The organism is Methanomassiliicoccales archaeon LGM-RCC1, from assembly GCA_030168575.1.
Taxonomy (GTDB): domain Archaea; phylum Thermoplasmatota; class Thermoplasmata; order Methanomassiliicoccales; family Methanomethylophilaceae; genus Methanoprimaticola.
The window spans coordinates 1,537,254-1,551,398 of record CP115555.1 but is presented as its reverse complement, the minus strand read 5'-3'; the positions used below and the strand labels follow the sequence as shown (position 1 = coordinate 1,551,398).

The 14,145-nt window shown below is 53.7% G+C and carries 9 protein-coding genes; 2 read left to right on the top strand and 7 right to left on the bottom strand.

Going from position 1 to position 14,145, the window contains the following annotated elements:
- Window positions 1–71 precede the first annotated feature (71 nt).
- Window positions 72–1,310: a serine/threonine transporter SstT gene (gene sstT, locus PED39_07890; protein WII07503.1), complete on the top strand. Its 1,239-nt coding sequence runs from the start codon at window positions 72–74 to the stop codon at window positions 1,308–1,310.
- 52 nt (window positions 1,311–1,362) lie between these two features.
- Here sstT and cysE read toward each other — a convergent pair whose 3' ends face one another.
- The 6 genes from cysE to PED39_07860 form a co-directional block, all read right to left on the bottom strand.
- On the bottom strand, window positions 1,363–1,995 hold the full coding sequence (gene cysE / locus PED39_07885; GenBank protein ID WII07502.1) for a serine O-acetyltransferase: 633 nt from the start codon (window positions 1,993–1,995) through the stop codon (window positions 1,363–1,365).
- Between the two features lie 55 nt (window positions 1,996–2,050).
- Window positions 2,051–3,622: an AMP phosphorylase gene (locus PED39_07880; GenBank protein ID WII07501.1), complete on the bottom strand. Its 1,572-nt coding sequence runs from the start codon at window positions 3,620–3,622 to the stop codon at window positions 2,051–2,053.
- 7 nt (window positions 3,623–3,629) lie between these two features.
- Window positions 3,630–5,561: a phosphoadenosine phosphosulfate reductase family protein gene (locus PED39_07875; protein WII07500.1), complete on the bottom strand. Its 1,932-nt coding sequence runs from the start codon at window positions 5,559–5,561 to the stop codon at window positions 3,630–3,632.
- Window positions 5,562–5,635: 74 nt separating this feature from the next.
- Window positions 5,636–8,389 (bottom strand): InlB B-repeat-containing protein, encoded by a 2,754-nt coding sequence (locus PED39_07870; protein ID WII07499.1) that lies wholly within the window; start codon window positions 8,387–8,389, stop codon window positions 5,636–5,638.
- 115 nt (window positions 8,390–8,504) lie between these two features.
- A complete protein-coding gene (locus PED39_07865; protein WII07498.1) occupies window positions 8,505–9,767 on the bottom strand; it encodes a UbiD family decarboxylase in 1,263 nt (420 codons plus the stop codon).
- 83 nt (window positions 9,768–9,850) lie between these two features.
- Complete coding sequence (locus PED39_07860) at window positions 9,851–10,135, bottom strand: hypothetical protein (protein WII07497.1); 285 nt, start codon at window positions 10,133–10,135, stop codon at window positions 9,851–9,853.
- 161 nt (window positions 10,136–10,296) lie between these two features.
- Between PED39_07860 and PED39_07855 the strand changes: the two genes are divergently transcribed.
- Window positions 10,297–11,976, top strand: a complete 1,680-nt coding sequence (locus PED39_07855; protein WII07496.1) for a glutamate--tRNA ligase — start codon at window positions 10,297–10,299, stop codon at window positions 11,974–11,976.
- A gap of 72 nt (window positions 11,977–12,048) precedes the next feature.
- On the opposite strand, the gene PED39_07850 is transcribed toward PED39_07855, so the two are convergent.
- A complete protein-coding gene (locus tag PED39_07850) occupies window positions 12,049–14,004 on the bottom strand; it encodes a leucine-rich repeat protein (GenBank protein ID WII07495.1) in 1,956 nt (651 codons plus the stop codon).
- Window positions 14,005–14,145 lie beyond the last annotated feature (141 nt).

Here is a 14,145-nt window from a genome sequence, read left to right as displayed (position 1 = left end):
GTTCCAGATACTGAATCTGTTATACCCGCCAACGGGGAAGTTTATATTATAGCATAAGACCGTTACAATCCATGGATTTCAAGGCTATTTGGGAAAAATGGACCTCTATCAGCCTTATTCTGCGTATCATCGCTGGATTGCTGGTAGGTATCGCCTTGGGATTATTGATTCCCGGGCTCCCTTACATAGACCTTCTGGGAGTGGCATTCGTTCAGTCCCTGAAGTCAGTGGCACCGATCCTCATCATGGCGATCATCATCACATCGCTGATCACCAGGAGCACAGGTCTCGGTTCCAGATTCAAATCTGTTATCGTTTTGTATTTCCTCAGCAGCGTAATAGCGGCAGCGGTATCGGTCGTCGTGTTCTACATAATGCCCGTCGCGCTTCCTGTCATCTCTGAGGAACCTGTAGGAGCCGTAACAACATTCGAAGCATTCCTGGACAGCATCATCAGGAAGATCCTGGTGAACCCCATCGATGCGTTGGCCAACACCAACTATCTCGGTATCCTGTTCTGGGCCGTGCTCATCGGTATCCTCATGAAACCGATCGCGACCAAGCACACCGCTGATCTGAGTCAGAACATCACGGATATGCTGTTGAAGGTTATCTCGATCTTCATCCAGTTCGCTCCCTTCGGAGTACTCGGATTGATCTACGAGGCGCTGTCCAACAACGGACCCGAGCTGTTCGTCGATTACGGGGCATTGATCCTGATCATCGTACTGAGCATGGTCTTGGTCATGTTCGTGACCAACCCGCTGATCGTGGCAGTGGCCGGAAAGAGGAATCCGTATCCTCTTCTGCTCACCTGTCTCCGTGGAAGCGCAATCACCGCATTCTTCACCAGGAGTTCTGCCGCTAACGTGCCCATCAACCTTGCACTCTGCGAGGAGATGAAACTCGACAGGGACTTCTATTCCACGTCGATCCCTCTGGGATCCGCCATCAATATGTGCGGTGCGGCAATCACGATCAGTATCCTGGCCCTCACAGCGGCATACAGTATCGGAATCGCAGTCCCGATCGAGCAAGCCATCGTCCTCTGTATCATCGCTACGCTTTGTGCATGCGGTAGTTCCGGAGTCGCAGGAGGATCCATCCTTCTGGTCCCGATGGCCTGTGCCATCCTGGGAGTGCCTGACGATGTGGCCGCTTACATGGTCGGAGTCGGATTCATCATCGGAGTCATCCAGGATTCCCTTGAGACCGCTCTCAACTCCTCTTCGGATGTTCTGTTCACCGCCACGGTCGACGCGAACAACAAGAAGAAGGCAGCCAAGGCTGAAGAAACTGCTACAGAATGATTAAACCGGCCTGCCAGCAGTCCGCTGGCGGGCCATCTTATTGTTTTAGAACTCACTTCTTGAGCTCGGCGATCTGCTTCTTGAGTTCCTCGATCTCCTTGCGGAGCATGACGATCTCATCCTCTTCCGGATCCGGAAGGTCGCAGTGCATGAGCTCGCAATTGACCTTGACTCCCTTGTGCCTGACCACTTTACCGGGAACTCCAACTACTGTACAGTCGTCAGGAACATCGTTGAGGACGACAGAACCCGCACCGATACGTACGTTGTTCCCGATGGTGATATTTCCGAGAATGGAAGCGTTGCACCCGATAACTATGTGGTTACCGAGGGTGGGGTGCCTCTTGCCTTTGTTGGTGGAGACTCCGCCCAGTGTGACTCCCTGGTAGAGGGACACATCATCACCGATGATGGTGGTCTCTCCGATGACGACCCCGGTCGCATGGTCGATGAAGAACCTCTTTCCGATGGTGGCTCCGGGGTGAATGTCGCATCCCGTCAGCTGGTGGGCCTTGTAATTGATCTCTCTGGCCTTCTCCTTCTCGCCTTTCAGCCATAGCTCGTGGCTCTCCCTGTACATGCTGACTGCCTGGAGTCCGGTGTGGTATTTGATCGCGTCGTTCTCATCGATGAGAGCGGGATCATTCTCCATTGCCGCCGCAAGGTCGTCGGGGTCTACTTTCATGAACTGGTGTATCACGGTTCAGATTATAACGTTTGATGGGCGATTCCGACGGATTTCAACAAGAGGATTGCTGATCTCTGTAGCGGATAAGGTCCAGAATCTCTTTGGAAGGTATTCTCCTGAGGATGATGTCCGATGGTACGCTGGACACAGGACGGTCCCTGACCTCCATTGGACGGCGCGATCTTGCCGAATCGATGGCGCGGTTGAGTTTGGATTCGTTCTCCGCATAGATGCGGAACAGGACATCGCCTTCCTTGACCTCATCACCGATCTTGTGAAGTATCTCTATGCCGGCCCCCAGGTCCGCAGGTGCTCCTGCTCCTTTCGCTATCGCCACCATACTTGAATTGTCGACGAACTGGACACGGCCGTTCCTCTTGGCATGGACATCCTTGACGAACTTTCCAGGGGACAGGTCGTCTGATTTCAGATCCGGGCGGCCCTTCTGTGCCTCAACGATCTCCAGGAATTTCCTGTGGGCGCGACCGGATCTGAGGATCTCCTCGGCCATAGCTCTTCCGTCCCTGCAGCCCTTCATCTCCATCAGTATGCCCGCGATGCCGCAGGCCTTCTCTGCAACCGATCCTTCGACAGTCCTGTCCTCGAGTACCTTGATGCACTCCTTGGCCTCCAGGATGGGGCCGATGCAGCTGCCGATCGGCTGGTCCGCATAGGTGATCGCGCACTCCACATGCATCCCCAGGATCGTACCGAGGTCGATCATATCTTTGGCCAGACTCTCCGCGGTCTCCATATCAGGGACCTTGGCTCCCTTTCCGGTCGGGATATCTGTGAGAAGATGCGTGGTGCCTATGGCGACCTTCTTGCTCATGATGGATGCCATCATGGTCGGTCTGGGGTCGATCCCCATGGGACGCTCGGCCTTGATGATGAAGTCGCCGACTGGAGCGTAGTCTTTGTTACCGCAGGCGAATACTCCGCCGGTCTTTGCCATAGCGGATTTCAGTTCCTCGTCATTGAGTTCTACGTCGCAGAATGTATCGACGTAATCGGATGTTCCGCAAGCGCTGCTTATGGAACGCGATGAGAATTTGGGAATGATCATTCCACTGCTGGCCACAATTGAAACTACTATGGGGGTGATCTTGTTTCCAGGAACCCCTCCCAGACTGTGGAAGTCAAAAACGGTCTTGGAACCGAGGTCGACCGTGGTGCCTGTGGCCGCCATCGATCTGGTCAGATAAGCTACCTCAGAGAGGTCCGAATTGTTGACGTTGAATGATGAGACGAAGGCGATTATCTCCTTCTCAGAAAGGTCTCCGTCCATGATATCCTGGACGATGGAGTCTATCTCCTCCCTGTCCAGTTTTCCACCATTGATTTTCTTGCGTATGGAACGGGCGGATTCCGGCATCGGGGAGTAAACGACCTCCACCTCGTCTCCGTCCTCCGCATCGCATTTCTTCATGAAGGTCGCAGGCATCATGACTACGCCTTTCTGGATGTACGTGTCCGTGATGACGACGGATGTGACCACTGAACGGTTGCTGGTGATACGTACGCGGTCTTCAGGTCCGACACCGAGCTTCAGGCAGTCCTCGGAGTGCATCATCACGGTCGGTTCGGAGACCCAAATATCTGATGTGTGGGCGGTAAGCTTCATGTCACATTCACTGCTCGAACTCCTCTCCCCTGGCAAAGTTCACCGAGGGGCATGGTCCGAAACATTCTCTGCAGAATATGCATTCGTCTTCGTGTATGTGGACCTTTCCGTCCTCCATGTAGAGGGCTTTAGGTCTGCATCTGGCAGCGCACAGTCCGCATCCTACGCACTGCTCTCCGCGCATGATCAGCTGGAAGACGTGGTCTATCGTTCTCCTCGCATCGAGTTCGGATCCGGACTTGCTGATGATGGATCCTTCCGCGTAAAGGGTGGCCCCGCCGAGCTCCAGGTAGTCGCCCTCCACTTTGTCGGGGACGATCCAGGTTATGGCGTGGCAGAACGGACGGACCTTCTCCAGGTCGATCGGTCTGGATAGCGCTGCCTCGATGCTGTATCCGATGACGCAGGGGGAGTAACCGTCCTGCACCTTGATCGTTATGGGGCCCTTCTCGGGCGCCTTAGTCTGTTTGGTCAATTCCGATACCTCCTTTCCTGAGACCCTCTGGACTTCCTCCTTGATCGAGTTGGGGGCGCTCTTCCACCTCCAAAGACCGTACTCCTTCCATTCCTTGGGGAGGCCGCGGTCGTTCATGTACTCGTCCAGGTACTTGTCCCACTCATCCCATCTTTTGCTGTTGCCCTTGACCGCATCGAATTCTGCAAGGTCCGAGGCTGGGCATAGGAAGCAGCCTATCCTGTCCAATCCTCTGGTGTACCATACGTTGTAGGGCTCTTTCTTGTAGAAGATGTAAAGCCATACGTGCATAGCGCTCCAGTTCTGGATCGGGGACGCTCCTACCTGTCCCGGAGTCCAGGGGTTCCTCCAGACCCTAGGTTTGGAGTTCCTCTGTTCAGATTCGTATTTCCTCTGGCCGATGAAAGACAGGACACCGTCGGGATAGTGTTTGTTGATAGCGCCCACGGTGGGGCCGAGCTTGTTGGTCTTGCAGCACCATCTGTAGTCCTTAGCAGGAGGTCCGAAGTACACCAGGTTACCGAAGAAGGCATCTGTGGGAGCCTTCTCCTCGATCAGTTCGAGGCCGTGCCTCTCGCAGACCTCGTGGACATGCTGTACGGTCTCGTCGAATTCGAGACCCGTGTCGACGAACAGAACCGGAAGCTTCAATCCGGCATCCAGCGTGAGCAAAAGCGATGCGAGGCTGTCCTTGCCTCCGGAGAACGAGACCATGGCGGGAAGGTCGTTCTTCTCGATGGTTTTCTTGATGAAACTCGTGGCCTCTTCGACTCTTCTCTGGATGACCCCTTCGTTAGCTTTGACCGCTGCATCCCATGAGTTGGGCTTGTCGGTGAGGTCGCGGAACTCTTCTGGTCTGTACCATCTGGTCCTGACAGCCACACCTTTAGTGGATTCAACCATCTCAGGACCTGTCATCTTCGCCATTCCGGTGGCGATGACCTCCCTGTCTGGTGTGACGATGATTATCTCGTCACCGAACTTGATATCGGGATCAGCATCGACCACTCCAGGCGCCATGAGGTTCTTGCTCTCCCTGATGAACGGAACGGCCTCGGGATCGCATACGACGTATCCTTTGGAGTAATTCTTCCCGATGCGGTATGCGCCCTGCATCCTGGCAACGAACTTCCATCCTGATCCCATGTCGTATCTGAACGATGCTATGACAGCACCGTCGATGACGACCTCATCCATCCTGTCCAGGGACGGGGCCTTGCTCAGGATAACCACATGTCCGTCAGGGATGACTGCCATGCCGCATCCCTGTCCGTAATCGCGATCCAGGATGCTCCTGAGAAGATCAATGTCATGCTGGAAGGCGGGTCTTGAATCCCCGGGGGGCGTGAGAACGACTTCTTCCGTGGCAGATCCGCAGACCGGGCATTTCTCCTTCTCCATGATGGGGAGGTTGCATTCAAAGCACCACCTAAGGTGGTTCTTACCCAGTCTGATCGCTGCCATATCGCTCAGCGTCCCCTAGGGAATGGGGGTATAAAGCGTTTGCATGGTATCCTGGACCAGCCAGGATAACGTCTTCAAGCCCTACGGATATGCATCACGAGGACAGTCGATATAACGACCGCAACTATCGCGGCAGCGCCTATCGTCAAGGTTCCTTTGCTGACCCCTTCGGAGGGCGTATCGCTGAACACCGGCAATCCATCGTCGGAATCGGGTACGACCACCATGCTGGATCCAAGAGGCTCCCATACGGCATAGAGCTCAATATCGGAATCTATCCGGAGCATGTCGTCCACGATCTCCCCGTCAGCTTCTGTGCTCCATCCCTTGAAGGCGTAACCCTCTTTCTCCAGTTCATCCAGCTGCACGGTTTCGTTCATCGGATGGTACTCGCTCTCGACATTGCTGCCGTCATGCAGCGTCAGTTGCATCATCCTCTCCCAAACGGTATAGAGGATGGTGTTCTGAGAGGGTGCGACCGCGTCATTGATGGAGTATTCGGCAATCTCAGCTGTGCTGTCGCTGCTCCATCCCAGCAAACGGTACCCTTCCTTCTCGGGGACGAACACGGAGCTCAGCTGATAGTCCGAGCCGGATTGGACATTGGTGTTGCTCAGGGTTGTCCTGCCATCCATCAATCTCAGGGATACCGTGGTGATGACCGCGCTCTGCGGCATTACAGGAGTCTCTGAAATCTCTGTCTGGGCTGCAACGGATGAGGACCGTACGGTCCATACGTCATAGAGGTCTATGCTTCTGTTGACGGCGATGGTGTCTCCCGCGACATAGTTGGAATCGCCTCCCGAAGTCAGTGACCATCCGTTGAAGGTCGCCTGTTCTCTGGCCATTCCGTTGGGAACGGTGTAAGATTCTCCGGGGCTGACAGATGTGGATGTGGTCCTGCCGTTGTAGTAATGCAACGTAACAGTGTATCTCCCGTTCTCAGTCCAGACTGCATACAGGTCGGTATCGGCTGTGATCTGCAGAGAGCTTCCATCCCCGACCTCCGCTGCACCGTTGAGGGTCCTCGACCATCCCGTGAGTGAGAAGCCCTCCTTCACCGCATTGTTCGTCCCTACAGTGACCACGGTCCCCCACGCGACGCTGCTGTTCTCCAAGTACACATGGTGATAGGAGAGGCGGAGCATGACATTTCCCCAAACCGCATTCAGGTATACATCTCCGCTGAGCGGGACGGTGTCGTTCTTGTAGTATTTCGTTCCTATTTCCTCTGCCAGCCATCCCTGGAAGGTCTTCCCTTCCGCGGAAGGATTGTTCACCGTTATGACGATCGATCTGCCGTCGTATCCGGTTATAGTGTCCAGCACTTCTGGCCCATCCATGAATCTGACCGTCCACTCCGTCCTGTCCTCGAATATCGGGTACAGGGATGAATCAGAACTGATCGTCGGGTCTGAGGTCAGAACGGTCCCGTTTTCAGTGAGGCTCCATCCGAGCAGCCTCTTGCTCTCTGGTTCGGTCACCGAGAGTGAGGACAGCGATACAGTTGTGCCTGGGGACAGTGTCCGGGTGGATGATACGTTTCCGTCCGCAGACATGATATTCAGAGAGCAGGTGGTCGAATTCCATACGCTAATCGCTGTATGGTCGGAGTACGTGGTGATCGCATCTCCGGCACCGAAGAACACGCCGTTCACCTCCCATCCGGAGAACTCGTATCCTTCCATGTCATCCAGAGCGACATAGGCGTCACCAACGGTAAAGTCCATGCCTGTAGGCAGTGACGAAGCTGCAGCTGTTCCTGATACCTGGGTGTGGCTGTAGGAGACATGCCTGGTGGCGAACACAGGATTGAGCGTGAACTCCCTATCAAGTGTCTGGAAATCGGTCTCCTTTATCGTAGTGACCGCATCGGTACCGTTACCGATCACCCATTTCTCCAGCATCCCCGCTCCAATAGAAGGTGCCGGGATAGTGTATGTGCCGGAACCGCTGATGTGCGTCACATCAGCCATGTTCAGCACGGGGTTGAAGTGTATCGTCGTAACGCGAGGTGTGATCTCGATGTCCTCCCCGTTGAGCGGTATGCTGCATCCCCTGTTCATAGCCGCCAGACCCTGGAACGAACTCATCACTTCTGTTATCCCGTTGCTGTCAGTAAAGGTCAGCGTCGTACCGGAAGGAGCTTCGAGAAGAAGCTTGTGGTTATTGTTGATTGATGTGTACAATATGGTGCCGGGAGTGAAACCGGTGAGGACTATAGAGGCGACACCGGCTACCTTGACAGTCTGATTCTTGTTGATTATCTGACCTACCAGGCTGGATCCGGAGAATGCGGAGTCTGTTATACTCGTCACGTTCCTCAGGTCCTCTACCAGCACGCCGCTGTTCTTGAATACGCCTTCTCCTATGGCCGTCACCCCGGTGCCTGTGAGCAGGGGTTCGGTCAGGTAGTTGCATCTCTCGAAGGCATACGCGCCTATCGATGTGAGTTTGCTGGAGAAATCAGCCGTCTTCAATTTGGATTGTTTGAACGCATAATCTCCGATGGAGGTGAGCTCCGTACCTTCGATGTACGTCATACTCGTGCATCCCTCGAAAGCGCTGTTGCCTATCGTCTTGACGTTGCCGCTGAGGTATACCTTGGTAATTGTGGTGCAACCTTTGAAGGCATCATCGCAGACACTTGCGCAGTCTATGTAGATCACGGTGCTGGTCAGATCCGAATCGGCATAGGTGTTGCTATCCGCATCCGTGATGGTCATTGACCCTGAAGGGACCGCACCATCAGTGACATCCATGCCGACCAGATAGAATGCCGTGACCATGCTTAGGACCACGGCTATCAAAGCCATTGTTTTATTCATCATTCATCACCCGCAGCCATTTTCATGGTCTGCGGGAATGATTCGGGATGCGAATATTTGACCTATCGTCAGCTTTCTAGGCTCTATAGATTGCGACCCCGATTTTGTCCACAGGTCACAATTTAATCTTTTCGAACAGGGACCTATCGGCATCCATCGGGATGGTAGCATCGTAGCCGACCTTCCATGTGGTCTTGCCGTGGGAGCTCGGGTCCAGCGAGGATCCTGCCGCTCCGGGGATCTTGATGATCCTGTCCGCCTGCATCCTGGTGGCCACTGCCCATTCGACCTCACGGTCGTTGAAGATGTCCACGTCATCATCGACAATGATGACGCTCTTCATGGACGGGTGCCCTGTGAACGCCGCCAAAATGGCATTGACGCCGTCCCCTTCTTTGTTCTTCTTGATGGAGACCACTCCGTTAAGCCAGCAGCATCCGCCTTCCGTCAGACGGACGTTCTTGACCCTAGGTACCGCCTGTCTGACGGTCTTGAGGATCATCGGTTCCCTGGGAAGGCCCATGAGCATGAAGTGCTCATATCCTCCGGGAAGCAGGAGATGGAATACGGGATCCTTGCAGGTCCAGATCTTGTCAATCTCGATGACCGGCTGCTGCCTCTCGAAGTCGTATGTTCCGGTGATGTCGACGAAGGGGCCTTCCTTGGTCTCCTTCAGCGTGATCCTTCCTTCGAGAACGTAATCCGTGTCTGCGGGCACAAGTATGCCGTTGTCGCACTTTCCCACCTTGAGCGGGCTTCCATGGCCTTTGATGCACATGGCCGATGCGACCTCGAGCTCGTCTGCTCCGAAGTCCATCGAAGTCGCAGCTGCCAGCAGGACCTCTGCCTGGGCACCGATGCAGATGGAGATCTTCAGCTCCTCGCCTTTCTCCTTCGCCATGTTGAATATCGTGAAGAGATGCCTGGGAACCAACCTGACCGCGATATGTCTGTCATCCATAATCATCATGCGGTGGAAGGAAACGTTCTTCTTCCCTCCGTAGTCGGTCACTATCACGCCAGATGTCACATAGCGTCCTCCGTCGCCCGGGAAGTATTTCGGGATAGGGAGCTTCATGAGGTCCGTAGGGACTGTGCACTCCTTGAACACCGGGTTGTCGACGGTCTCGCATCCCTTAGGAGAGTTGACGGCATCCAGGAGATGTGTGACGATGTCCTCCTTGGGGATGTTCAGCGCCTTTGCGATCTTCTCTCTGGTGGAGAATATGTTGCCTGCGGCCCTTCCTCCGTTGAGGTCTTCGAAGACATATGTGGCGTTCTGGTCCTCCAAGAGTTTGGCTGTGGCATCTCCCTTGTCGGGATCGATGTGTGACTCGACGGTTTTGATTTCGCCGAAAAGCGAATCTTTGACAGACATGGAGAGGGGGATGGCGTTTCAAAATAATAACTTAGAGTCCGACTTTTGCCGAATGAAAAGGATGTTTGGGGGATGTCCCCCATTCATTCGTTGAGTTTCTTCTTGTACTCTTCCTGTTGGCCCTTGAGCTCCTCGATCTTCTTGCGGGACTCGAGAATCTTGTTGTAGAGTTCCTTGATGGATTCATCTTCCACGGTCAAGCCGTTGTCCATCGCCTCGACCATCTTCTTTCCGATGTCACGGGTGTTCTCGACTATCTTGACTTCTTCCTTGTTGATGTCGACTTCTGCTTTTCCGCCATCGACAACCGTTTCGAGTTTGTCATCTACCTTGTCGAAACCTTGTTTGAGCTGATCCATAAGACCCATGTTCTCACTTCCTTGAGCTTGCCACATAATAGGTCGGTCGGGCTTAATTCTTTCCTTTGCCCGTTAGAACGAAACTAATCCCGCTGGAATCCCTGCTGTTCTTTCCCTAACGGGCGCGCCCGCGATGATATCTATATACTGCCTAAAGATTCGGAAGTCCCATGTCCGACGAGATCGAGCAGACGATCAGAAAATTCGCACTGCAGAATGCGGTGTTCTTCAAAGGTACAGCCAATCCGAAAGCCGTCGTGGGAAAGATCCTGGGCAGTTGCCCGGAGCTCAGGCCTAAGGCAGGAGAGATCACACCCTTAATCAACCAGATCGTGGAAGATGTCAACAAGATGGGTTTCGAGGCACAGAAGAAGGCCCTTGAGGAGATAGACTCATCACTGCTCGTGAAGGAGAAGAAGGAGAGGAAATACGAGCTCCCTGACCTGGAGAACGTGAACGGCAAGGTCGTGATGCGTATCGCCCCCGGACCTTCTGGACCTCTTCACATCGGTCATACCCGTGTCTCCATCCTCAACGATGAGTATGTCAAGAGGTACGGCGGAGACCTCATCCTCAGGTTCGAGGACACCAATCCTGAGAAGATCGATCCCGACGCCTACGATATGATCCCGGAGGATCTCGACTGGCTCGGCGTGAAGTGCAACAAGCAGTACATCCAGTCGGACAGGTTTGAGATGTACTACGATTACACCAGGAAGCTCCTCGAGATGGGCCACGCATACGTCTGCACATGCGACGGTGACGACTGGAGGAAGAAGAAGGAGAACAAGCAGAAGTGCCCCTGCCACGACCTTCCTGTGGAGACGCAGCTGGACAGGTACGACAAGTTCCTCGCCGGCGATTACCAGGACGGAGAGGCGGTCGTTGTTGTAAAGACCGACATCTGCCATCCCAACCCTGCGGTCAGGGATTTCGTCGCACTCAGGCTCGTAAGGACCCCCCATCCCCGTACCGGACAGAAGTACATCGCTTACCCCATGATGAACCTCTCAGTGGCCATCGATGACCATGAGATGGGAATGACGCATGTCATCAGGGGAAAGGACCATCTCAACAACACATTCAGGCAGGAGTACATCTTCGACTACTTCGGATGGAAGAAGCCCGAGTACTACCATTACGGTCTCGTCAACATCCCTGACACCGTTCTGAAGACATCGATCATCAAGCAGAGCATCAAGGACGGAGAGTACACCGGATGGGACGATGTCAGGACCGGAACCGTCAGGGCCATGAAGAGGCGCGGAATAAGGCCGGAGGCCATCAGGAGATACTGGGTGGAATCCGGAATCAAACCTGTGGACATAGAGTTCTCCTGGCAGAACCTGTACGGAATGAACAGGGACATCATCGACACCGATGCCAACAGATACTTCTTCGTCAGCGACCCGGTCTCGTTCGATATCGACGGAATCGATGTGATCGACGGAGTCGCACCCAAGCATCCCGACCATCCCGAGAGGGGCAACAGGGGTTACAGGATCGCTTCGCCCAGGACCGTTTGCCTTGCGGCAGAGGATTATGCACTGTTCGAGAAGGACGGCCAGATCAGGCTCAAGGATCTCTGCAATCTGCAGTTCGGAAAGCCCGCCAAGTACAATGGAAACGATGTATCGATCCTCAAGAAGGGCGTACGTGCAGTCCAGTGGGTAGGCGCTGACGGTCTTGATGCATCTCTTGTCATGCCTGACGGCAATGTACTCAACGGAAAGATCGAGACCGCGATCTCCGCAGAGGCCAATGATATGGTCCAGCTGGAGAGGATCGGTTTCGTCAGGGTCGAGAAGAAGGATCAGAAGTCCGTATCGATGATCTTCTCTCACCGCTGATAATTTTCAATCCCGTCATCGACGGGTTCTTAACAAAAAAATAGCCGGGGGATCGCCCCCGGTTTTTAGGTTTCAAGGCTTGTTGATCGGTCTGAGAGGGGTGACTCCGGTTTTACCGTTGCCACCGTTCTTCTTCTTTCCGCCAAAGCCTCCGGAGCCTCCGAGGGTTCCGGATTTCTTGAGGTAGAACACAGCTCCGATTGCGATCAGCGCCACTACGATGACCACTATGATGATTATGGTGGTGGAGCTCAAGACGCTGTCAGTGATGGTAACTGTGCAGGTTTTGGTGAATCCTCCGTCGACGGTCTCGGCAGTGATGATAACCTCGCCAGCCTTCAGAGCTGTAATCTGTCCGTTGCTATCGACTGTAGCGATGTCCGTATTGCTGCTGGACCAGTTGATGGTCTTCACATCTGCATCGGCAGGGGCAATCACAGCAGACAGTGTGAGCTTTCCGCCCGTGTTCATGCTAGCGGTGGCATCCATTGTAAGTCCTGTGACCCTTTTGGTAGCTACCGTGACGGTGCATGTCGCGGTCTTTTCACTGACAACGGTCTTGACGGTGATTGTTGCGGTACCTGCGGCGACAGCTGTAACGACTCCGTTCTGATCCACGGTCGCTATGGTAGTTGCGCTGCTCTCCCATGTGACTGTCTTGACATCGGCAGTGGTGGGAGTTACGGTCGGCGTCAGAGTTACTGTGTCCCCTACTGAAAGGATCGCGGTCGTCTTGTTCAGAGTCACGCTTTCGATGGGCACATGCTGGACAGTTACATCGCAGGTAGCGGTCTTTCCGCCGTCGTTAGTTGTGACGGTGATTCTGGCCGTTCCGGTCTTTACCGGAGTCACATTTCCGCTGTTATCTACGGTGGCGACTGTATTGTCGCTGCTGCTCCATACGACTGATGGATCAGTGGCATCCGCAGGTGAAACAGTTGCGTTCAGTTTAAGGGAACCGCCCATGTTGACGGTTGCCGATTCTTTGTCGAGTGTTACACCGGTTACTGATTTCGCTGTATCCCAGAGAGCATAGACAGTCTTGTTCTCGGTGAATACGGTGGAAGTAGAGATGATGGATCCGCCTGTGCTGGTCATGAACCATCCGTCGAAGTGCTTGGTGCCGTAAGTGGCGGTAGGCAGGGAAGGTAGTTTGCCTCCCACGGTCGCCATAGTGGAAGCAGAGGATACTCCTCCCTGTGCATTGAATGTGATAATGAACTCTCCAGTAGAACCGGAAGCATACAATTTTCCATCACCGGATCCCATCCAGGTTTTTCCCTTCAGGTTGGCAACTGTCTGTTCGACCTCTCCAGTGCTGGACATGAATTTGATTCCCGCGAATGTGCTGGGGTAGATCGTTGCAAGCACGCTACCAAAGTTGATCTGGGAGATCTTTGTACATCCAGAGAATGCGTGGTTACCTATGGTTGTGATTCCGGTCGGCAGGTATACGTTTTTGAGATTCGAACAACCCTCAAAAAGATCTGCGGGCAGTGCTGATATGCCCGAGGGGATAGTAATCTGATCAAGCGATATGCAGTTGTAGAAAGCTCCACTTCCCAGACCTGTCAGGGTTGCTGTGTTCAGATTGATGCTGTTGAGGGCAGAGCAATTACTGAATGTGTACTCTCCGATTGTTACGTTATCGCTCGTGGCCACAAATGTGACGGTTCTAAGCGCTGTACATTTGGCAAACGCGTTATTTCCAATGGTGGCGATGCTGCTGGGGAATGTAACTTCCGTCACTGCGTTCATGCCATTGAATGCATTGTTTCCGACGCCCGTGACACCAGTTCCGATGGATATGCTGGTTGCAGTGTCTTTGTATGCCGTGTACCAAGGCCTAGTCTGACTGTCAGTATAGTTTGGGATCGAAGTCACCGTGGATGACGATGAAGCATCGACCCAAACGCTCAGCTGATTTGTTGTACTTACTTCCCACTTGAGAGCCGTTCCTTCGATGCCGCTTGCTACTGCATCAACATCTTCTGAAACGGAAGCAGAAGGTACAACTGCAGCAATCAAGGCGAATGCGATAACCGCTAATGCTAGAGTGCCTTTGAGGCACTTTTTCGATGATGTAATATCGAGTTGCAGGTTCCCACCCTCTTAATATTAAAAAGGGTATGGTTTAGAACATTTTTAAATACTATCTGAGCCAGTAAT